Here is a 22932-nt window from a genome sequence, read left to right as displayed (position 1 = left end):
TTCTCTGTTTCAATCAATAGGGAAAGTCTGCATGAGATGTGCATCTCATGTTGTGCGAGATGTGTATCTCATGCAGCTCGAGATGTACATCTCATACATGCATACGCGGCTTCTTGCAAGGAAGATGAAGCAGAGTTCACTCCGTCAGCAATGCTTCCTTGAGTCTTGTGAGTGCTTTTTGCAGTTGCGCGTCTACTGTCTTTGTGCTGATGTTCAGTTCCTCCGCCACTTGTGCATAGCTTTGTTTCTCTTCGCGCAGGCGGATGAATACTTCACGGCAACGCTCCGGCAGGCGGTCGAGCGCCTTGACATATCGGGCAAACAGTTCTTCGCTGATAAGAGTGTCTTCGGGGGAATCGGCTTGGCCGGAAGGTTCGGGAAGCTGTTCGGACGAGAGTGCAGGGTGCCGGTTCTCTTTCTCCAGGTAGTTGAGGGAGGCGTTTTTGGTGAGGATAAAGCAGTAATCCTCTATGTTGTTTACTTCCGGCAGCCGGGTGCGTTGTTTCCAAAGCTTCATGAAGACGTCGAGCACGATTTCTTGCGCCCACTCTTCGTGCTTCACGAAATAGCAGGCAATACGGAATAAACGGTCGTAGCACAGATTATAGAAACTGTGAAAAGCACGTTCCGAGTCTTCCTCCTTCATTTGGCGCAAGTAGCGTCTGACTTCTTGTTCGGTCATGCAGTCTTCCGGTTTTGTTGTTATTCAATGAACATCAGGTCGCTTATTATGCCGTCCGAAACAAAGATACCTTCCCGGGTCAGGCACAGGCGGTCTGTCTGCATCTTCAGTTTGTGGCTTTGAAGGTAGGGGGCTGCCATCTTCATGCAATATTGGCACAATTCTGTGCCGAAGGCTTCTTCCGTATATGCCAGAGAGACTCCCCACATGGTACGCAGGGAAGTCATGATGTATTCATTGTAACGGGTCACTTTATCCAGAATTTCTGTTTCGGAGGAATGCTGTCCCTCTTCAATGGACTTTATGTATCCTTCCAGAGAAGCTGTGTTCCATTCCCTTGTCTCCGCATTGAAGGAGTGGGCTGAAGGGCCGCAGCCCAAATACGGAATGCCTTTCCAGTAAGCCGTGTTGTGGCGTGAGTACATGCCTGGCTTGCAGAAGTTGGATATTTCATAATGCTCGTATCCTGCGGCTCCTAGGGTGTCTATGAGCGTCGAGAAGAAGCGCACGCTGCTCTCTTCGTCCACTTCGTTGATACGGTGGCTTTGTAGCATCTCGTAGATGCGGGTACCTTTTTCGTAAGTCAAGTGATAGGCGGAGATATGCTCCACATCAAGGCCGACGGCTTGTTGCAGGTCGCGTTCCCAGCGTTGGTCTGTTTCATCCGGCAGTCCATAGATAAGGTCGACGCTGATGTTCCGGAAACCTGCCTGGCGGAGGCTGTGTACGGCTGCGATGGCTTGCGCGGCATTGTGCCGGCGGTTCAGCAGTTTCAGGGTGGGGTCGTCGAATGTCTGTATCCCCATGCTTATGCGGTTGAAGGGGAGGGTGCGCAGCATGGACACATATTCTTCCGTCAGGTCGTCGGGATTGGCCTCGAGGGTAATTTCTTCGGCATGTTCTGTTCCATACACCTCTTTGATAGTCCGGAATATCCGCTCGAAATCTTCGTGAGCGAGCTGAGAGGGAGTGCCGCCGCCAAAGTAGATGGTCTCTATCGGTTCTCCCTTCAGATAACCCTTGCGGGTTTTCAGTTCAGTGCACAAGGCACGGATGTACTGCTGCTTTAATTCGCTGCGGGTGGTGGAATAGAAATCGCAATAGATGCAGCGTGTCTTGCAAAAAGGTATATGAATGTAGATGCCTGCCATGGTATGCTTGTGGATATTTGTTGCAAAAGTAGTCTTTTTGGCCAGAATAATACTCTTATTTCCGTGACATTTAATGCAATATTAGGAATAATTAGAGTCTTGGCGGATATTTCTGGCTCAGTTTGTAATCCGGAAAAATGGAACATCTTTTGAGTCGTATGGAAATTCATTATTCCGAATAAACTCCTTTTCTTTGTTGTCTGAAAAAGAAATAGGTGTCTATTAAAATAATGAGCAATATGTTTGAAGGGCTTGACTTTTGGTTTGAACAGATTATAGCTTATTGCATTGCTTTTGTACTGGCGCGGCTCAGGAAGAAACAAATATAGCGGCAAATACTTTATTCACTTCCGTCGTAGCACGGTTTAATCTTAGGCTTTTTCTTGTGATTTCTGAGCTTTTTGGGGTACTAATGACCGATATTTACCCCTTTTTGAAACAATAGTGCCCCCGAAATTACCGGGAATGGGGTAATTTTGCAATCGGGAATGGGATGATTTTGCAATGTTGAAAAACAAACTTAAATAATATCATGAGAAAAAGTAACTGCTTATGGCTGCTGTTGATGGCAGTTTTATTGCTGCCCGCTCAGGAAATGGCTGCCAAGAAGAAAAAAGAGAAGGAAGTGACAGACCGCGAACTTTGGGCCGGGGTGTTGTATCGAATGGCCGCTCCGGTGCTGAGTAATATGAGTGAGGGGAAGCTCCAGGAAAATATGCAGGTGGAGCTTAGCCCCACTTGGGATGGACGCGACAAACGGGTGACCTATATGGAATGTTTCGGCCGTCTGATGGCAGGGGTGGCGCCTTGGCTCTCTTTGCCGGATGATGACACTGCCGAAGGCAAGCAGCGCAAGCAGCTTCGCGAGTGGGCATTGAAAAGTTATGCTCAGGCAGTAGATCCGGAAAGCCGGGATTACCTGCTTTGGCGGAAAGAAGGGCAGCCGCTGGTAGATGCCGCTTATGTTGCTGAAAGCTTTCTGCGGGGATACGATGCTTTGTGGGTGCCTCTGGATAGTTTGACTAAACGGCGTTATATTGAAGAATTCACCCGGTTGCGCCGTGTAGACCCTCCTTATACCAACTGGCTGCTGTTCTCGTCTACGGTAGAATGTTTCCTGCGCAAGGCTGGCGCCAAGAGCGATGCTTACCGTATTGTCTCTGCTCTGCGCAAGGTGGAAGAGTGGTATGTAGGTGACGGCTTTTATAGCGACGGACCGGGATTTGCCTTTGACTATTACAACAGCTTCGTGCTCCATCCCATGTATGTGGAGTGTCTGGAAGTCTTTACGAACAGTGGAAAAAATAAGATATGGAATGCGCCGGATTGCAATTTCCAGCGTGCCCAGAAGCGCATGCAGCGTTTCGGCATGATTCTGGAACGTTTCATCTCTCCCGAGGGGGCCTTCCCCGTATTCGGGCGTTCCATTACCTACCGCACCGGTACCCTCCAACCATTGGCTTTGTTGGCATGGCGTGGATGGTTGCCCAAGGAATTGTCGAACGGACAGGTACGTGCTGCCATGACGGCTGTTATCAACCGTATGTTCGGTGACAACCGGAACTTTAACGGGAAAGGTTTTCTGACGTTGGGATTCAACGGTTCCCAGCCTCATATCTCCGACTGGTATACCAATAACGGCAGTCTCTACATGGCCTCTCTGGCATTCTTGCCTCTGGGCTTGCCCGCCAATCATCCGTTCTGGACAGATGCTCCGCAGGCATGGACTTCAAAAAAGGCGTGGGGTGGTGAAGAGTTTCCCAAAGACCATGCTTATTATGAGTAAGACTGATTCATTTCTCGAGCGTACCACTCCGTTTTCCCTGAAAGGTGGAGGCGCGAAGATGATTCCGATGGCCCGTCCGCGCATCGTAGTGGATGGCGGAGAGCTGGTTGTAAAGTTTGCGCCGCAACCGGTCTATGTATTGGAAGTGATAAGATAAAAGAGCAGTATTGGTATATGAAAACGACATTCTTGTTTTTATTGGGTTCGGCCTTCTGCTGGGGACTGTCTTCATGCACCGCTCAGCAGCCGAAACCGGAAGAAGTGATTGAGGTTATCAATCGGGTGAACAACTATTGGCAGGAGACCCATCCGCAACATGGGCGCTCTTTTTGGGACAATGCCGCCTATCATACGGGAAACATGGAGGTGTTCTTCCTGACTGGCAATCCGTTATATCTGGAGAAACTGCATGAATACTGGGCTTATGCCAACAGCATCATGTACGGTGCGGAGGAAGGCCTATACTATCGCGACGGCAAATATGTTTATCCAAAACACAAAAGTGTGAATGGTAAGAAAGACTTCTGGGTTATGCCAATGCAGAGTTTACAGATTTGGAGGGAGAGCCCAAGCCACTGTTTCTGCCGGAGAATGGGAAATCGTGCATCGATGGAGACATTGTCTATAAGGATGGTGTTTTCCACCTTTTCTATAAGACGGAAGGACATGGAAATGGTATAAAGGTGGCCACCACCCGTTCCCTGACTTCCGGAGAATGGACGGAAGAGCCCGATTACAAGCAACAGACCAAGGAAGCCGTAGAGGGTGCGGGTACTTTCAAGCTGATAGGGCAGGATAAGTATATCCTGATGTACGACGTCTATATGAAAGGAAGCTATCAGTTTACGGAAACCACTGACTTGAAGAGTTTTAAGGTGATAGACAGCGAGGTGAAGATGAACTTTCATCCCCGTCATGGAACTATTGTCCCCATTACCCGCCATGAGCTGTTGCGCATTACCGATGAATGGGGCAAGCCGACAGAACTGGGCGCATTGCCCAACAATCCCGTATTGCCGGGTTTCCATGCCGACCCGGGAATCCTTTATTCCCATCAGACCCAAAAGTATTACATCTATTCTACTACGGACGGACAGCCGGGTTGGGGAGGCTGGTACTTCACCGTATTCTCCTCTACGGATTTGAAGACCTGGCAGGATGAAGGTGTCATGCTGGACCTGAAGTCGGAGCAAGTACCCTGGGCGGATGGCAATGCTTGGGCGCCTTGCATTGAAGAGAAAAAAGTGGACGGCAAGTATAAATACTTCTTCTATTACAGTGGAAACCCCAAGAATGGCGGCGGCAAGCAGATAGGAGTGGCTACGAGCGATTCTCCTGCCGGCCCTTTCATTGATTTGGGACGCCCTGTCGTTACTGCCTCACCCGTCGGTGGCGGGCAACAGATTGATGTGGATGTGTTTACCGACCCTGTTTCGGGCAAATCCTATCTTTACTGGGGCAACGGCTACATGGCAGGTGCCGAGCTGAACGACGCTATACCACCACCCATGATTACAAGCCGGGCCGTGGCACTTGGAGCTGGATTCTCTGGCAGGACGGCAGCATCAACTACGACGACCAGGTGCGCTATGTTGACTTGGCGGCCGCCATGGGATACGAATATGTATTGATTGACAATTGGTGGGACAACAACATCGGTCGCGACCGCATGGAACAGTTTATCAAGTATGCCCGCAGCAAGGGTGTGGAGGTATTCTTGTGGTATAGCTCCAGTGGTTACTGGAACGATATAGAGCAGAGTCCCGTCAACCGGATGGATAACTCCATTGCCCGCAAGCAAGAGATGCGCTGGTTGCAAAGCCGGGGCGTGAAGGGTATCAAGGTAGACTTTTTCGGTGGTGACAAGCAGGAGACCCTGCGTCTGTACGAAGAGATTCTGAGCGATGCCGACGACCACGGTCTGATGGTTATCTTCCACGGCTGCACCTTGCCCCGTGGCTGGGAACGGATGTATCCCAATTACGTAGGCAGCGAGGCGGTGCTGGCTTCCGAGAATCTGGTTCTCGACCAGCACTTCTGTGATAACGAGGCGTTCAATGCCACGCTGCATCCTTTCATCCGCAATGCTGTGGGATGCATGGAGTTTGGCGGTGTGTTCCTGAACAAGCGCCTGAACCGTGCCAACGATGGCGGAACTATTCGTCGAACTACAGACATCTTCCTGTTGGCAACGGCAGTACTTTTCCAAAATCCCATTCAGAACTTTGCTTTGGCGCCCAATAACCTGACGGATGTTCCGCAAATCTGCCTCGACTTTATGAAACAAGTGCCCACTACTTGGGACGAGACCCGTTTCATTGACGGCTATCCGGGGAGATATATTGTTCTTGCCCGTCGTCATGGCAACACGTGGTACATAACCGCTGTCAATGCAACGGCGGAACCTCTGAAACTGGAGCTTGACCTTCCTATGCTGGCAGGACAAGAGGTGTCTCTGTATAGTGATGACAGGAAGATGCAGCCTCAATTGAAGCTACACAAGATAAAGACTGATGGCTCTCTGCAACTCACGGTCCGGCCGCAGGGAGGGGCGGTAATCGTGAAATAAAGAAGGCATGGAGCACCCCTTGTTTTGTAAAGATATATCATAACGGATTGCTCCTTTTGTAAATATCTGATTATCAGAGGAGATGTAATTGGCCTAATTCAGTCGTATACTGAATGGCATTCACTATACGACTGAACCCTATTCACTATACGACTGAATGGCATTCAGAATACGGCTGATTGTGACGGTCGAACTAAATGTAAATGATACGGATACCTCTATACGGCTCGCACGATGAACCCGAAACATCCGCACAACGGGTCGGGGCCGGAGCATTGGTGCGTCTTTATGCCGCGACGGGAGATAAGAAATATCTCGACCAGGCCAAGTTCTTCCTCGACGTGCGCGGCACTACAGCATGCAAGGACAGCTATTTGCAGTCGCACAAACCCGTGCTGGAACAGGAAGAGGCAGTAGGACATGCCGTACGCACCGGTTACATGTATTCCGGCATGGCCGATGTATCCGCGTCTAAAGATTTTATTATTTTTGCAAACTGTTTCTATATTACTATAATATTTGACATTTATATGAAGCAACTGATTACAACCTTTCTGTTGTCTTGCGCCATAGGTGCGCAGGCACAACATGTGATGACCGTAGATGTATCTCGCCCGACAGCTAAGATACAGCCTACAATGTACGGCATCTTCTTCGAAGACATCAACTTCGGTGCCGACGGCGGACTCTACGCCGAACTGGTGAAGAACCGCTCTTTCGAGTTCCCGCAACCCTTTGTCGGATGGATGCCTTTCGGCAACGTCACGGTGCAGGACGCCGAGCCCTGCTTCGACCGCAATCCCCACTACGTGCGCATCGTCAACGACGGCCGTCTGCTGCGTGCCGGACTCGACAACGAAGGCTTTCGCGGCATCGGTCTCAAGCAAGGCGAGGAATACCGCTTCACAGCCTACACCCGCACTCCCGATGCCCGTCCCATGAAGTTGTCCGTCGAGTTGGTGAACTCCAATGGCGAGAATCTTCTGAAAAAAGAAATCGAAATCAGCGGCAACAGCTGGCAAAAACAGACGGTTGTCCTCCAATCGCCCTTTACCGATGCCCATTCGCGTCTGCGTGTGGTATTGTTGTCGGAGGGTACGGTGGACATGGATCATATCTCGCTCTTTCCCGTCAACACCTGGAAGAAGCGCGAGAACGGTCTGCGTGCCGACCTCGCCCAAGCGCTCTACGACCTCAATCCCGGCGTCTTCCGCTTCCCCGGCGGCTGCATCATCGAGGGTAACAGCCTTGCCACCCGCTATCAATGGAAGAATTCCGTAGGCCCGGTAGAGAACCGTCCGCTGAACGAGAACCGTTGGAACTACACCTTCAAGCACAAGGCCTTTCCCGACTATTTCCAGAGCCTGGGTCTGGGCTACTACGAATACTTCCTGCTGAGTGAAGACCTCGGAGCCGAACCGCTGCCGGTACTGAGCTGCGGACTGTCCTGCCAGTACGAGAGTAACGAGGTAGTGCCTCTCGACGAGCTCGACCCCTACGTGCAGGATGCCCTTGACCTCATCGAGTTTGCCAACGGTCCTGTGACCTCCAAGTGGGGAAAGGTCCGTGCCGATATGGGACACCCTGAACCGTTCGGCATGAAAATGATTGGCATTGGCAATGAACAGTGGGACAAGGTATATACCGAACGTCTGGAAGTGTTCACCAAAGCCATCCGCGCAAAACATCCCGATATTCAGATTGTAGGTTCTTCCGGCCCGAGTGCCGATGGTGACAAGTTCGATTATCTCTGGCCCGAAATGAAACGTATCGGAGTGGACTTGGTGGACGAGCATTATTATATGGCTCCCGACTGGTTCTTTGCCAATGCCGCCCGCTATGACAGTTACGACCGTAAGGGACCGAAAGTCTTTGCCGGTGAATATGCGTCGCACGACCACTCCACCGGGAAGGCGAATAACTTTCTGGCAGCGCTGTCCGAAGCTGCTTTCATGACGGGACTGGAACGCAATGCCGATGTGGTGCGCCTTGCCACCTACGCTCCGCTCTTCGCCCATGTGGATGCCTGGCAATGGAATCCCGATTTGATTTGGTTTGACAATCTCCGCATGATGCGGACACCCAACTATTACGTGCAGCAGATGTACGGCATGAATGCCGGAACAGATGTGCTGAGCCTGCAGATGGACGGAAAACCCGTGACGGGTCAGGACAGCCTTTATGCTTCGGCGGTGCTGGACGCTCCTACGGGAGAAATTATCCTGAAACTGGTCAATGCGGGCAGCCGGCAGGCAAAAGTACAGGTCGACTTCGACGGATTGAAGAAGCGGCGGCTCATTGGCGGTTCGTGCACTTATCTGCAGAACTGCGACTGGCGTACGGTGAATACTTTGGAACAAGAAGCCCTCGTTCCCCGTATCCGCCCCGTGCAGGTCGGCGAGCATTCTCTCGACCTGGAGTTGCAGCCCCGTTCATTCAGCGTCTATCGTCTGCATTGACACCTCTTTCGAAAGGTGGGGGGAAGATAGTATACAGTCCGTTTTCCCTCCCCTTTCAGAGGCGTGAGTCGTGGAAAATTGCTTCCGTGAGCAAATATTCATCCTTTTTGGGCCGATTCTCTTCTTGAAGTAGCCCGATTCGTCTTATCTTTGTAGCAGTATTCGGAACATTCCCTATGCTGTTATTACTATTTTAAAACTAACCATCATGAAGAAACATCTCATTACCGGACTGTTTGCAGCCTTGGCCTTGTCTGCCAGCGCACAGTCTTTCAAAGAATGGATCGACCCTGAGGTCAATGCTGTGAACCGTGCCCCCATGCACACCAATTACTTCGCTTACGAGTCGGCCGATGCTGCCACCCGGGGGGTGAAAGAACAATCGTCCCGTTTCATGACGCTGAACGGTACCTGGAAGTTTTTCTGGGTGAAGGATGCGGATGCCCGCCCTACCGACTTCTGGCGTGTGGGTTATAATGACAAAGGCTGGAACGACATCCCCGTCCCCGGTGTGTGGGAACTGAACGGTTTCGGCGACCCTATCTATGTGAATGTCGGCTACGCCTGGCGCAATCAGTTCCAGAATAACCCGCCGCAGGTGCCCGTCGAGAACAATCATGTAGGTTCTTACCGTCGCGAGATTACCGTGCCCGCCGACTGGAAGAACAAGGACATCATCGCCCATTTCGGCTCTGTCACCTCCAATATGTATCTGTGGGTGAACGGACGCTATGTGGGTTATAGTGAAGACAGCAAGCTCGAAGCCGAATTCGACTTGACTCCTTACCTGAAGCCCGGACAGAAGAATCTGATAGCTTTTCAGGTATTCCGCTGGTGCGACGGTACCTACCTCGAAGACCAGGACTTCTTCCGCTACAGCGGTGTAGGCCGTGATTGCTATCTCTATGCCCGCGACAAGAAGCGCATTCAGGACATCCGTGTCACTCCCGATTTGGATGCCGACTACCGCAACGGCTCCCTGAAAGTGCAGCTCGATGTGAAGGGCGGCGGCAACGTCAGCCTCGAACTGCTGGATGCTGCCGGTAAGCAGGTGGCTACAGCTACAGCCAAAGGCAGCGGCATTGCAACGCTGAATGTGGAGAACCCGCATAAGTGGACGGCTGAGACACCTTATTTATATACGTTGCGTAGCACCCTGCAAGGTAGCAGCGAAGTGATTCCTGTAAAGGTAGGCTTCCGCAAGATAGAACTGAAAGGAAGCCAGATTCTTGTCAACGGCCAGCCCGTTCTCTTCAAGGGTGCCGACCGTCATGAACTGGACCCCGACGGTGGTTACGTCATCTCCCGCGAACGCATGTTGCAGGACATTCAGGTGATGAAGCAATTCAACTTGAACGCCGTGCGCACCTGCCATTATCCCGACGACAATCTTTGGTATGACCTTTGCGACCAGTACGGTATCTATGTAGTGGCAGAAGCGAATGTCGAGTCTCACGGAATGGGCTACGGCGAGAAGACACTTGCCAAGCGTACGGACTATAAGAAAGCACATATGGAGCGCAACCAGCGCAATGTGCAGCGCGGTTTCAATCATCCCAGCATCATCTTCTGGTCGCTTGGCAACGAAGCCGGCTATGGTCCTAACTTCGAGGCCGCCTACGATTGGATAAAGGCAGAAGACCCGAGCCGTGCCGTACAATATGAACAAGCCGGTAAAACAGGTAAGACAGATATCTATTGCCCGATGTACTATGGCTATGACAGATGTAAGAAATACTGTGAGGATGATTCCATGACAAAACCCTTGATTCAGTGTGAATATGCTCATGCCATGGGAAACTCGGAAGGAGGTTTTAAAGAATATTGGGATTTGGTTCGCAAGTATCCCAAATACCAAGGTGGCTTCATCTGGGATTTTGTCGATCAGTCTGTACGTTGGACAGGAAAGAACGGCAAGATGATTTATGCCTATGGTGGTGACTTTAACCGTTTTGATGCCAGCGACGGTAACTTCTGTGATAATGGTTTGATTAGCCCTGACCGTGTTCCCAATCCTCACATGTATGAAGTAGGGCATATCTATCAGAACATCTGGACTACTCCGGCCGACTTGAAGAACGGTGAAATCAATGTGTTCAATGAATACTTCTTCCGCGACCTTTCCGCCTATTACATGGAGTGGGAGGTACTGAAAGGCGGTAAGGTGATACGTACCGGCCGCGTAGATAATCTGAATGTGGCTCCTCAACAGACTGCTAAGATTAAGCTGGACTTGGGCAAGACCTGCCAATGCACCGAATGGTTGCTGAACGTTTCTTATAAGCTGAAGAACCGCGAAGGACTGCTGTCCGCCGGACATGTAGTGGCAAAAGACCAGCTTGTTTTGAATCCTTACAAGGCTCCTTCCATGGAACTGAAGAACTGCGAACAGAGCAATATCGAAGTGCCGGCTCCCCAGGTGCAGGATAACGATTGGAACTACCTCATCGTCTCCGGTGATGCTTTCCGTGTAGAATTCAACAAGCACAACGGTTATCTGACCAAGTACGAAGTGAACGGACAGGATATGATTAAGGACGGTGAGGCCCTGACACCCAACTTCTGGCGTGCCCCGACCGACAATGATTTCGGTGCGGGCTTGCAACGCAAGTACATCGCTTGGAAGAATCCGGAAATCAAGCTGACCTCTTTCAAACAGCGTACGGAGAACAATCAAGTCATCGTGGAATCGGCTTACGACATGCCGGGTGTTTCCGCCAAGCTGGCTTTGACGTATGTCATCAACAACGCCGGTGCCATCAAGGTTACCCAGAAGCTGACAGCTGATAAGAACGCCAAAGTATCGAACATGTTCCGTTTCGGTTTGCAGATGCCCATGCCCCGCAGTTTCGAAACAGTCGAATACTACGGACGCGGCCCGGTTGAGAACTATAGCGACCGTAACCACTGCGCTGATTTAGGCATCTATCGCCAGAGCGTGGCAGAGCAGTTCTATCCTTATATTCGTCCGCAGGAAAACGGAACAAAGACTGATATCCGCTGGTGGAAGATGCTGGATCGGTCCGGCAATGGTATCAAGATTGTGGCAGCCGCTCCCTTCTCCGCATCTGCCTTGCACTATACCATCGAGTCTTTGGACGAGGGTTTGGACAAGCGGCAGGGACACTCGCAAGAGGTGGAAGAGGCTGATTTGACTAATCTCTGTATCGACAAGATACAAGCCGGTCTGGGTTGTGAGGACAGCTGGGGGCGTATTGCACGTCCGGAATACCTGGTGCCATACGCTGATTATGAGTTTACATTCATCCTTTCTCCCGTATGCCACAGCATCGGAATGGAATAAAATTGCAGACTGAGAAACAGACTGTATAATACGGAAGCGGTCGCCCTCCCCATCGGAAAGGCGACCGCTTTGCATTGAAGCTTTGCTTGTTTCTGTCTGTTTCTTTGTTTATATCATGGATACGGCTTATTTTTTCCGGCAAATGCAATCTGTCAGATGGTCGTTAATAAACCCCGAGGCTTGTAGATGGGCATAGCAGATGGTAGAGCCGAAGAACTTGAATCCCCGTTTTTTCATGTCTTTGCTCATGGCGTCGGACTCGGGAGACGATGCCGGAATCTCACTCAACGACTGAAAATGGTTGATAATGGGGTTTCGGCCGGGAAAGAAGGATAACGTGTAGTTATAAAAGCTGCCGAATTCCTTCTGTATGGCAAGAAACAACCGGGCATTGGTAATGGTCGACTTGATTTTCAGGCGGTTTCTCACGATGCCGTCAGACTGCATCAGTCGTTCCACGTCTTCATCGGTCATTTGTGCCACTTGCCCGGCATCGAAATTGCAAAAGGCTTTGCGGTAGCCTTCCCGCTTTTTGAGGATGGTTATCCAGCTCAGTCCCGCCTGGGCACTTTCCAGTACAAGAAATTCGAATAACGTCTTGTCGTCTGTCACCGGTTTCCCCCACTCTTCATCGTGGTATTTCACATACAGCTCGTCGGTTCCGCACCAGCCGCAGCGTCCGTTTATTATGTCTTGCATAAGCGTTATTTTTGTAATGAGGTGCTAAGATATTGCTTTCATTGCGAATAAACAAGTTATAAGTTTTATTTGGACAGGCAGTCCGGAGCTTCGCCCGTCCGGGCTTATCAGGACAACTCGTCTGCTTTGGGGACGCTTGGCTTTGGCAGCTGTCGTTTCCGAGGCAATGGCGGCTAGGGGTTGTGGCAAGGCGGCTGTTCCTAAAAGCAAGGTCCCTGCCAGACTCTTCTTGAGAAAATCTCTTCGGGGGGCATTTTCTTGTGATGTTTGGTTTCTTGACAAAGTTAAAAACTTCTGCCGGTTTCCCAAGGGAATTTGGATGCAAAAGGGTGGAATTTGAATAATTCCGGACGTTGGAATAGCGTGCAGAACTATTTGCGGAGTAGAATGAACTATATTTCTTCCTTTGCATGGCAGTGGCTTTAAAAGAATCTGACTATTTTTGCAACAAAGACAAATCTTATAATTATGAAAAAACAATATAAATCTTTCTTGCTTCGTAATAAAAATCTGTTGCTTGTTATCTTTGCGTTGCTTCCTTGCGCATTGCCGGCTGCCGGCATGGAAGCAATCTTGGACTTGAAGTTCAAGCAAGTGACCACACTCGACGGACTGCCCACCGATGAAGTCCAGAAGATATATCAGGATAGGGAAGGATTTATCTGGCTGGCTACCCGTTACGGGCTTTGCAAATACGACGGCTACCAGGTCACTGTCTATAAGTCGAATCTGTATGCACCCGGACTGTTGACCAATAATAATATTTATTGTCTTGCCGATGATTACGACGGCAATTTGTGGGCCGGAACGCCGGAGGGACTGAACAAGCTCAACAAGAAGACGGGAGAGATACGCCAATATGTCGCCTCCTCCATTCCCAATAACTTGGTGTCTTGCTTGCTGGTTACGAAACAGAATGAAGTGTGGGTGGGCACGGATAGCGGATTGTGCCTTTATGATTCGGATAAAGATTCCTTGATATTGTATGATGAACGACTGACGGGTGGGGTGCTCAAAAGAATGTCCGTCAAGTCATTGATGGAGGATGTGGACGGTGACTTGTGGATTGGAACCTGGTCGAACGGGCTTTTTCGCTATTCCACGGAGGAGAACCGGTTTTATGCTTATCCTGCGCTGAATGAACGAAACTCCGCTCATGTTATTTACCAAGATTCAAAGAAGGATATTTGGGTAGGCGGATGGGACTGCGGCCTCTTTCGGCTGAATAATCCCAAAGACTTCAGAAAGCTTGCCTATACGAAATATAGCTATAAGGCAGGAGATGAGACAAGCCTTTCGGACAATATCGTGTATGACATCGTGGAAGATGTGCATACCCGTACGTTGTGGATTGGCACCCGTTCCGGTCTTAGTATTATGGAACGGAGTAAGCCGGGGCGCTTCATTAATTATAAGCCCGGAAATTCATCCTTTCATCTGCCTTGCGACGAAATAAACTCATTGCTGCGCGACCGTTCCAATAATATCTGGTTAGGATCCATCGGAGGGGGAATATTGATGGTAGATACGAAAACTCCTCCGTTTGACAGCCATCTGTTGGATTTGGTTAGAGAGGGTGTTCCTACGGCAGCAGTCCGTGCCGTTTTTGCCGATGCGGAGAAGAACCTGTGGCTGGGTACGGGAAGCTATGGGCTGGCCCGCAAGGATTATGAAACCGGTAAACTGACCTTCTATACCCGTATTCCGGAATTCTCCGAAGTGGAGAGTGTGCCTACTGTCAACACCGTCATCCAGCGTGCGAATGGAGAACTTTGGTTCGGCACGTATGATGGAGGACTTCTTATCTATAAGAAAGGAGAAAAAGTGAAAGTACTGACCGAGGACAATGCCGAATACCTGTTCTCTTTCTGTGTATCGGCTTTGTACGAAGACAGCCGCAAGAACTGCTGGGTGGGATGCCGTGGAGGTATGGGCGTGAGCCTTGCAGATGGCGGATATTATAAGTTTGGAGTAATGCCTTTTGAAAATGGCGGTTCGGTCGGTTGGTATCATATAAAGGACATTGTGGAAGATACGGATGGCAGCATCTGGATAGCTACTGCCAACTGTGGCATCATTCACATTACCGGCAATGTGGAGCAACCCGAAACGCTGAAGTTCAGCAACTATAGTTTCGACAATAAACGCTTGGCCGTCAACTCGGTGTTGTGCCTGCACGTAGACAAGAGTGGACGGCTGTGGGCAGGATCCGAGGGAGGAGGCTTGTATCTGTATGACCGTAAACAAAAGCTGTTTGCCGAAAAGAACCGCCGGTACAATATATCCGGCGACCTGATTGCCTCTATCGAGGAGGACGGACAAGGCAATTTGTGGATGGGGACAAACACCGGATTGGTGCAATTATATGTTCCCGCTGATGAGGATTTGTATGCAGTGCGTGTTTATACTACGGCAGATGGATTGCTGGACAACTTCTTTCTGCCGCACTCTGCTTGCCGTCGAGACGGTGAATTGTTTTTCGGTACGAATAAGGGCTGCAACAGCTTTTCCCCCGCCAACTTGAAAAATTCGGGTGAAGGAGTGCACTACCTTATTACAGATATAAAAATATTCAACCGTTCGCTTGCTGCCTTGGAGCCTGATGTAAGGAAGTGCATTTCTTCTGCGTTGCCCGTGTTTGCAGAGAAGATAAGATTGCCATACGAATACAATAATTTCAGTATCGAGTTTGCTTCGCTCACCTATAAGAACCCGAATCTGAACCGATATGCCTATCAGCTTGTAGGATTTGACGATGACTGGCAATACGTGGATGCGAGTCGCCGCTTTGCCTATTATAATAATCTGAAAAGCGGCACTTACCGGTTCCGCCTGAAAGCCACCAGTGAAAACGGGGTATGGAGTGGCGAGATTCGGGAACTGAGCGTGGAGGTGCTGCCGCCATTCTGGGCTACGTGGTGGGCTTATGTCATTTACGTGCTGTTGGCAAGCGTGACTGCCTACTTCATCTATCAGGCAGCCCACAACCGCATGATGCTGCGCAACGAATTGCAGTTGCGCCAGCTCGAAAAGTCGAAATCCGATGAACTGAATCATGCCAAACTTCAGTTCTTTACCAATATCACCCACGAATTGCTCACTCCGCTTACCATCATTTCGGCCACGGTAGATGAGCTGAAAATGCAGGTTCCGGGACAAGAGGAACTTTATACGGTGATGACGAACAACATCCGTCGGTTGATTCGCTTGCTGCAGCAGATACTGGAATTTCGCAAAGCCGAAACTGGAAATTTGAAACTGCGTGTATCGCCTGGCGATGTGGCGGCTTTTGTGAAGAACGAGACAGAATCCTTCAAACCGCTTATCAAGAAGCGCAAGATACACTTCTCCCTGCTTTGCGACCCGGAATCCATATCCGGTTACTTTGATACGGACAAGCTCGACAAAATTCTGTACAACCTGCTCTCCAACGCCTCGAAGTACAATAAAGAAGGGGGCTATATACAAGTGACCTTGTCGTATGCCGATGACAAGGACTTCGTCCGGTTGCGGGTGAAAGACGATGGATGCGGTATTTCTAAGGAAAAACAGAAAACTTTGTTCAGACGATTCTATGAAGGGGATTACCGCAAACATAACACCATCGGGACGGGAATCGGTCTCTCTTTGACAAAAGATTTGGTCGATTTGCACGGTGGAACCATCTGTGTGGAGAGTGAAGAAAACAGAGGTTCCGAATTTATTGTGACGTTGCCCATAGACCGCTCCTATTTCAAAGAAGAACAGATAGACGAAGAGGCGGTACTTCCCGTACAAAAGATGATTACCTACGAGGAAGGTGCTACTGCGGAGGCAGATGCCGACGCTGCTTCGGGAAAATCCAAGCAGCACACTCTTCTGGTGGTGGAGGATAATGAAGAGTTGCTCCGGCTCATGGTGCGCCTGCTTCGCCGCGACTACAACGTGATTACTGCTGAAAATGGGCGGGAAGCCGTTACCATAGCCGACAATGAAGAGGTAGATTTGATTGTGACCGATGTCATGATGCCTGTGATGGACGGCATAGAGCTTTGCAAGTATGTAAAGAACAAACTTGAAATCAGCCACATACCGGTGCTGTTGCTCACGGCCAAAAACAAGGAAGAAGACCGCGCCGAAGCCTACGAGGTGGGGGCTGATGCCTTCATCAGCAAGCCTTTCAATCTGACCGTGCTGCATGCACGCATCCGTAATCTGCTGAAATCGAAGGAGCGTGCGGCGCATGATTTCAAGAATCAGTTGGCGTTTGAGGTAAAAGACCTTAACTATACCAGTCTGGACGAGGAGTTCATGCAGCGCGCCATTGATTGCGTAAACCGCCATCTGGAAGATTGCGATTTTGGTCAGCTTCAGTTTGTGGATGAAATGGGTACCAGCAAGTCTACTTTATATAGGAAGCTTAAATCGCTTACCGGGCTTAATACTTCCGCTTTCATCAACAATATCCGCTTGAAGGCTGCTTGTCGCATTATGGAAGAGAAGGGCAGAGTCGTTCGTATCTCAGACTTGGCATATGCAGTGGGCTTCAATGATCCTAAATATTTCAGTTCCTGCTTTAAGAAAGAATTCGGCATGTTGCCTACCGAATATCTGGAACGTTTTACTGAATGAGAATTGTCAACGCGCTTGTTGTCCGTCGGATTCCGTTACTTGGAACATCCCCGTACTGTTTAGTGCCCGAGGCATATGTTGTGCTGTTTTTCAGGGTAGAATTATGTTTCAAATAGCTCTGTAGACTATAATTCGACCAAACAGAATTATGATTGGAGTGCTGTTGGTGGACAGACTTTTATATTTGTCGCGGTTTTCACAGCATGATATAGTGTGATAATGACAAATAATTTAATGTTTAATCTTAAAGTTTATACAATGAAAAGACAGAGATTCTTTGAAGAATTCGGACTGAAGGCGTTTATCGCTTTGGCAGTTTGTATGATTCTCCTGTTGAATGTTCAGTTCGTGAACGCCCAAAGTTCAACAGTTCATGTAAAAGGTGTGGTTAACGATGTACTGGGACCGGTCATCGGTGCCAGTGTAGTAGAGAAAGGTAATACTGCCAATGGTACTATTACCGATATAGACGGTAACTTCTCTCTGAATGTTCCTTCGGATGCCACATTGGTTATCAGTTTTATCGGTTATGCCACTCAGGAAATTCCTGTGGCCGGGAAAACTTCGATGGCCATTACTTTGAAAGAAGACACCGAGGTGCTGGACGAAGTGGTGGTAGTAGGTTTTGGTACGCAGAAGAAGGTGAACCTGACCGGTTCGGTAGGGTTGGCTACTGCCAAAGACCTTGAATCCCGTCCGGTGACCAATGCCACGCAAGCTTTGCAAGGTTTGGTGCCGGGTTTGCAAATCAGTTCCTCAAGTGGTGCTTTGGATAAGACGGCTTCTATCAACATCCGTGGTAACGGTACCATCGGTAAGGGATCAAGTGGCAGTCCGCTTGTATTGATTGACGGTATGGAAGGCGACTTGAACTTGGTGAATCCGCAGGACATCGAGAGCGTTTCCGTATTGAAAGATGCCGCAGCTTCTTCTATCTATGGTAGCCGTGCGCCTTTCGGTGTCATTTTGATTACCACCAAAAAAGGCAAGAGCGGCAAGGCTACCGTAAACTACAACAACAGTTTCCGTTGGGGAAGTCCTATCAATATGCCCGAACAAATGGACTCTTATACGTTTGCCAACTTCTTCAACGAGGCAGCTCGCAATGCTGATACACAAGCTATTTTTACACCGGATGTGATGCAAAAGATGATTGACTGGCAAGCTGCCGGCAAGACAAACAGGGGTGGTATCGTAACCGATGGTAAGGTTTGGGGTAAGCCCGAAGGCGACCCGTACCTCACCAGTTGTGCCAATACGGACTGGTTCTCTGAGATTTATCGAGACAATGTGTTCTCGCAGGAACATAATGTAAGCATCAGCGGCGGTAGCGAAAAAATAAGTTATTATGCGTCATTGGGTTATTTGGACCAGGGTGGTTTGCTCCGTCACGGTACTGACAATATGAAGCGTTTCAATGCCACAGCCAAAGTGAACGCCGAACTTACCGCCTGGATGAAGTTCAATTACAGTATGCGCTTTGTCCGTCAGGATATGCTTCGCCCGACGGCTTTCAGCGCAGGTAGTAATGGTGATGGGGGCTTGTATGAGAACATAGGTCGCCAAACATGGCCCAACCTCAGTGTATATGATGAAAACGGCTATTACTTCGATAACAATGGTGGCGGTATTCCCGGACAGTTGGCTTTGGGAGGTGACCGTAATTGGCAAAGCGACCGTTTGTACCATCAGGCAGCTTTGATATTTGAGCCCATCAAGAACTGGGTGACTCACGTGGAGTTCAACTATAGTACACTTGATAGCGACACTCGCGAAATATCTCTTCCGGTTTACAATCACGATGTGAACGGCAATATCATTGATACAAAAGGCACCAGCAGCCTCTATCAGGATTATAAGAAAGAGAACTATGCCAACTGGAACATCTATTCAAATTATTCGCTTACGCTGAATGATGACCACAACTTCAAGGTCATGGTCGGTTTCCAAAGTGAAGAGATGCGCCAACGTTTCTTTAGTGCCAAGGGATATGGTTTGCAATCCGAAGACTTGCCTGAACTCGACCTTATCTCCGGTTTGGACGGTGGAGGAAAAGAACAAGCCAATGAATTGGGAGGCTACCGCAACGAATGGGCTACAGCCGGTTTCTTCGGTCGCTTGAACTACGACTATCAAGGCCGCTATATGGCCGAAGCCAACTTCCGCTACGACGGTTCTTCACGTTTCCGCGAAGGAAACCGCTGGCAGTTTTCTCCCTCCTTCTCTTTGGGATGGAACATTGCGCAAGAGTCTTTCTGGGAAGATTTCGCAGATGTATGCAACCAGTTGAAACTTCGTGCCAGCTATGGTCAGCTGGGCAATATGAACACCAATGACTGGTATCCCACTTATCGTTTGATGACACTGAATATGGCCGGTGGCAAATGGTTGCAGAATGGTGTACGCCCCAATGCAGCTTATGTGGGCGAGTTGATTAGTACGGCACTCTCTTGGGAAACCGTACGCACTTGGAATGTGGGTATCGACTTCGGATTTTTGAATAACCGACTTACCGGTACTTTCGATGTATATACCCGTTTTACCGACAATATGGTAGGTCCGGCACCGGAGCTTCCGGCTACATTGGGTATCGCTACTCCAAAGACTAACAACTGTGACTTGAAGACGGTGGGTTGGGAACTTACGTTGGGTTGGCGCGACCAGACGAACTTTGGCTTGGATTATGGGGTCAAGTTCAACCTTTCCGATGCCCGCACGTATGTAGAAAGTTATCCGGGTAACCCCACCAACGCCATCGGTAATGGCAACTTTATTGCCGGACGCGAACTTGGCGAAATCTGGGGCTTCCAGACGGTAGGCATTGCCAAGACAGAAGAAGAGATGAAAAAACACATTGCACAGGTAGGCGGACAAGACCAGATTGGTTCTAAAAAATGGGGTGCGGGTGACATTATGTATGCCGACTTGGATGGAAAGCCCGGTATTACTCGCGGCGCACAGACACTCGATGATCATGGCGACTTGACTGTCATAGGCAATGATACTCCTCGTTTCTTGTTCGGTATCGACTTGAATGCCGCTTACAAAGGTTTCGATATTCGCGCCCTCTTCCAGGGAGTGATGAAGCGCGACTACTTCCAGAACTCCGACATCTTCTGGGGTACTACAGATAGCAGCTGGTGGTCTATGGGCTTCAAGGAACATCAAGACTATTTCCGTGAAGAGCCTGTAGGTCTGGAAGGTCATCAGATTCCTGCCAATATTAATGCTTACTATCCTCGTCCCCGTTTTGACAGCAAACAGAACCACGAAACGCAGAGCCGTTACTTGCAAGATGCCTCGTACATTCGCTTGAAGAACCTGCAAGTGGGCTACACATTGCCGCGTAGCATCGTAAACAAGGCCGGTTTCCAGAACCTGCGTGTATATGTGTCGGGCGAGAACCTCTGGACCGGTACCAGCCTGATTAAGCTTTTCGACCCCGAAACCATCAGCGGTGGACGTGGCGGTAACGTATATCCTTTGTCGCGCACCGTTTCCGTAGGTCTGAGCGTAACTCTCTGACGGAGATTATTCGAGATGATATTTTGCAACAATAGAACCTTTTATATATAATAGACATAATTATGAGACATAAATATATTCAGCATATTGCACAAGTCGCTTTGGCAATGGCACTGCTTGGAGGAACTACCTCATGCGAGGATTTCCTGAACCGCGAACCTATGTCAAAACTTTCACCTGAGACTTACTATACATCGGCGGCTCAACTGGAAGCCAACTTGAATGACGAATATCCCAATATCCTGCCCTCTTACGGTCAGTGGGACTACGGTATCTATGGCGCAGACAACGATACGGACAATCAGACGGACGACTACATACACGACCGTTTTACCACCGACCAATGGAGAGTGCTTCATTCGGAGGATAACAATTGGAAGTTTGAGCGCATCTATCGTACCAACTTCTTTTTGAGTCAGGTGATGCCCAAGTTCGGAACGGCTATGGACGGATCGCAGAATACCATTGGCGGTACACTGGCGGATGTAAAACACTATATCGGTGAAATGTATTTCCTCCGTGCTTATGAATATTTCAAGAAGTTGCAACTATTCGGTGATTTTCCTATTATTACCGAACCTTTGGTGGATGAGGCGGCATCACTGGTCGAAGCCTCCAAGCGTCAGCCCCGAAACGAAGTGGCACGCTTCATCATCGAAGATTTGGAAAGGGCTGCCGAATTTATGAAAGACGTGGATAAGGCGACTACCCGCATCAACCGTGATGTGGCCCTGCTCATCAAGAGTCGTGTGGCTCTGTTTGAAGCATCTTGGCTGAAGAACTTTGCAGGTACGGCTTTTGTGCCCGGTGGTGAAGGATGGCCCGGTAGTGCCTTGCACAGCGGATATGCTTATCCCGAGGGAAGCATAGAAAAGGAAATAGAGTTCTTCTTGAAGAAGGCTGCCGAAGCTGCCAAGGAAGTGGGTGACAAGTATGTGAACCAACTTACCCAAAACACTGGTCTTGTGCCGCAATCGGCCACCGACCCTGCCAACCCCATACTCGATATGTATGCGCAGGAGGATTTGAGCAATGTACCCGAAGTACTGATGTGGCGTCAATATGCCCGTGGTGTTGAAACACACAACATCAATGCGGCTGCCTGCCGTGGTAACTATCGTATCGGCCTGACTCGTGGATTGGTGCAGAACTTCTTGATGCAGGATGGAACACCGGTCTATACGCACGGAACGTATGCCGATGGAGACGGCTACTATATGGGTGACAAGGAGATAGGTGATGTCCGTGTGAACCGTGATCCCCGCCTCAGTGTATTTTTGAAAGAACCCGGACAGAAGAACATCTTGTTTGAGGTTGACAATAACGAAGGTACGGAGGTGTTTATGGAAGAGCCTTATCCCGGCATTACCAACAGTGATAGCGAACGTGGTTACGTTACCGGTTATGTGGTTCGCAAAGGCGGTTCGTTCAATCGTAAGTATTACGCCAATGGTGGTGGTTATACCGCAGCTGTGGTATTCCGTGCTACTGAGGCTTTACTCAACTATATGGAGGCGAGCTATCTGTTGAACGGAAACTTGGACGCTACCGCACAGAATTATTGGAAAGCTTTGCGTCGTCGTGCAGGGGTGGACGAAGATTTCAACAAGACCATAGCCTTGACAGATATGAGCAAGGAGGCAGAAAACGACTGGGGAGCTTATACTGCCGGAAAGCTTGTTGACAAAACCCTCTATAATATTCGTCGCGAGCGTCGTTGCGAATTTATGGCCGAAGGTCTCCGCTATATGGACTTGCGTCGTTGGCGTGCGATGGACCAATTGATGGAGAACCCATACCATATCGAAGGTATGCACTTGTGGAATACGCCGATGGAGGAATGGTACATTGGAAAGGACGGCAAGTCAACCTTGATTGGCGATGGTTCTGAAAATTCGAACGTCTCCTCCAAGGAGCGTAGTGAATACCTTCGTCCGTTCGAGCGCTATGCTGCTCAACCAGGGTATGAAGGCTGCACCTGGAAGATGGCTCACTACTTGCAACCCATCATGGTGAAGCAGTTGCAACTTACTGCCTCTACGCCGGGCGATCCCTCAACTTCAGTGATTTATCAGAATCCGTTCTGGCCTGTTACAGCAGACCAGCCGGCAGAGAGATAAGGCGAAAAACGTTTTCAATAGGTATT

Annotated in this window: 11 protein-coding genes and 3 pseudogenes; 10 read left to right on the top strand and 4 right to left on the bottom strand. The window is 49.5% G+C overall.

All coding sequences use genetic code 11. From position 1 onward, the window contains the following. Positions 1 to 136: 136 nt before the first annotated feature. Entirely contained in the window at positions 137 to 682 is a 546-nt protein-coding gene (locus E5355_RS02450; RefSeq protein ID WP_136009036.1) for an RNA polymerase sigma-70 factor, read from the bottom strand. Positions 683 to 702: 20 nt separating this feature from the next. Continuing rightward, positions 703 to 1833, bottom strand: a complete 1131-nt coding sequence (gene hemW, locus E5355_RS02445; RefSeq protein ID WP_136009035.1) for a radical SAM family heme chaperone HemW — start codon at positions 1831 to 1833, stop codon at positions 703 to 705. A gap of 532 nt (positions 1834 to 2365) precedes the next feature. Here hemW and E5355_RS02440 point away from each other — a divergent pair. The 7 genes and pseudogenes from E5355_RS02440 to E5355_RS02410 all read left to right on the top strand — a co-directional run bounded on the left by E5355_RS02440 (position 2366) and on the right by E5355_RS02410 (position 11951). Next, positions 2366 to 3619, top strand: coding sequence for a DUF2264 domain-containing protein (locus E5355_RS02440; protein WP_136009034.1), 1254 nt, complete (start codon positions 2366 to 2368; stop codon positions 3617 to 3619). Beyond that, on the top strand, positions 3612 to 3776 hold the full coding sequence (locus E5355_RS19310) for a hypothetical protein (protein ID WP_168354256.1): 165 nt from the start codon (positions 3612 to 3614) through the stop codon (positions 3774 to 3776). The genes E5355_RS02440 and E5355_RS19310 overlap by 8 nt, the downstream gene beginning before the upstream one ends. 17 nt (positions 3777 to 3793) lie before the next feature. Next, positions 3794 to 4147 (top strand): annotated as a pseudogene (locus E5355_RS02435) (glycoside hydrolase family 88 protein); the annotation flags it as partial. A 2-nt stretch (positions 4148 to 4149) separates the two neighbouring features. After that, positions 4150 to 5112, top strand: a pseudogene (locus E5355_RS02430) (family 43 glycosylhydrolase); the annotation flags it as partial. After that, a pseudogene (locus tag E5355_RS02425) lies at positions 5106 to 6188 on the top strand (glycoside hydrolase family 97 catalytic domain-containing protein); the annotation flags it as partial. The pseudogenes E5355_RS02430 and E5355_RS02425, both read left to right, overlap by 7 nt. Before the next feature lie 203 nt (positions 6189 to 6391). Further along, positions 6392 to 8647: an alpha-L-arabinofuranosidase C-terminal domain-containing protein gene (locus E5355_RS02415; protein WP_246866870.1), complete on the top strand. Its 2256-nt coding sequence runs from the start codon at positions 6392 to 6394 to the stop codon at positions 8645 to 8647. A 208-nt stretch (positions 8648 to 8855) separates the two neighbouring features. Then, positions 8856 to 11951, top strand: a complete 3096-nt coding sequence (locus tag E5355_RS02410) for a glycoside hydrolase family 2 TIM barrel-domain containing protein (protein ID WP_136009033.1) — start codon at positions 8856 to 8858, stop codon at positions 11949 to 11951. Between the two features lie 126 nt (positions 11952 to 12077). On the opposite strand, the gene E5355_RS02405 is transcribed toward E5355_RS02410, so the two are convergent. Together E5355_RS02405 and E5355_RS02400 are read right to left on the bottom strand one after the other, a co-directional pair. Further along, positions 12078 to 12650, bottom strand: coding sequence for a DNA-3-methyladenine glycosylase I (locus E5355_RS02405; RefSeq protein WP_136009032.1), 573 nt, complete (start codon positions 12648 to 12650; stop codon positions 12078 to 12080). A 24-nt stretch (positions 12651 to 12674) separates the two neighbouring features. Then, complete coding sequence (locus tag E5355_RS02400) at positions 12675 to 12932, bottom strand: twin-arginine translocation signal domain-containing protein (protein ID WP_136009031.1); 258 nt, start codon at positions 12930 to 12932, stop codon at positions 12675 to 12677. Positions 12933 to 13118: 186 nt separating this feature from the next. On the opposite strand from E5355_RS02400, the gene E5355_RS02395 reads away from it, so the two are divergent. From E5355_RS02395 to E5355_RS02385, 3 genes are all read left to right on the top strand, one after another. Further along, positions 13119 to 17261 (top strand): hybrid sensor histidine kinase/response regulator transcription factor, encoded by a 4143-nt coding sequence (locus E5355_RS02395; protein WP_136009030.1) that lies wholly within the window; start codon positions 13119 to 13121, stop codon positions 17259 to 17261. 258 nt (positions 17262 to 17519) lie between these two features. Continuing rightward, positions 17520 to 20786: a SusC/RagA family TonB-linked outer membrane protein gene (locus tag E5355_RS02390; protein ID WP_176467709.1), complete on the top strand. Its 3267-nt coding sequence runs from the start codon at positions 17520 to 17522 to the stop codon at positions 20784 to 20786. A 62-nt stretch (positions 20787 to 20848) separates the two neighbouring features. Further along, the gene (locus tag E5355_RS02385; protein ID WP_136009028.1) at positions 20849 to 22906 is read left to right on the top strand and encodes a RagB/SusD family nutrient uptake outer membrane protein; all 2058 of its coding nucleotides are present in this window, start codon (positions 20849 to 20851) and stop codon (positions 22904 to 22906) included. Positions 22907 to 22932 lie beyond the last annotated feature (26 nt).

The organism is Bacteroides muris (ex Afrizal et al. 2022) (assembly GCF_004793475.1).
In the GTDB taxonomy this organism is placed as follows: Bacteria; Bacteroidota; Bacteroidia; order Bacteroidales; family Bacteroidaceae; genus Bacteroides; species Bacteroides muris.
This window is presented reverse-complemented; position numbering and strand designations above follow the sequence as displayed.

Excerpts from the sequence above, each read along its gene's own strand:
- E5355_RS19310 (WP_168354256.1), top strand. The coding sequence starts at position 3,612 with ATGAGTAAGACTGATTCATTTCTCGAGCGTACCACTCCGTTTTCCCTG.
- E5355_RS02410 (WP_136009033.1), top strand. The coding sequence starts at position 8,856 with ATGAAGAAACATCTCATTACCGGACTGTTTGCAGCCTTGGCCTTGTCT.
- E5355_RS02415 (WP_246866870.1), top strand. The coding sequence starts at position 6,392 with ATGATACGGATACCTCTATACGGCTCGCACGATGAACCCGAAACATCC.
- E5355_RS02395 (WP_136009030.1), top strand. The coding sequence starts at position 13,119 with ATGAAAAAACAATATAAATCTTTCTTGCTTCGTAATAAAAATCTGTTG.
- hemW (WP_136009035.1), bottom strand. The coding sequence starts at position 1,833 with ATGGCAGGCATCTACATTCATATACCTTTTTGCAAGACACGCTGCATC.
- E5355_RS02385 (WP_136009028.1), top strand. The coding sequence starts at position 20,849 with ATGAGACATAAATATATTCAGCATATTGCACAAGTCGCTTTGGCAATG.
- E5355_RS02450 (WP_136009036.1), bottom strand. The coding sequence starts at position 682 with ATGACCGAACAAGAAGTCAGACGCTACTTGCGCCAAATGAAGGAGGAA.
- E5355_RS02390 (WP_176467709.1), top strand. The coding sequence starts at position 17,520 with ATGAAAAGACAGAGATTCTTTGAAGAATTCGGACTGAAGGCGTTTATC.
- E5355_RS02440 (WP_136009034.1), top strand. The coding sequence starts at position 2,366 with ATGAGAAAAAGTAACTGCTTATGGCTGCTGTTGATGGCAGTTTTATTG.
- E5355_RS02405 (WP_136009032.1), bottom strand. The coding sequence starts at position 12,650 with ATGCAAGACATAATAAACGGACGCTGCGGCTGGTGCGGAACCGACGAG.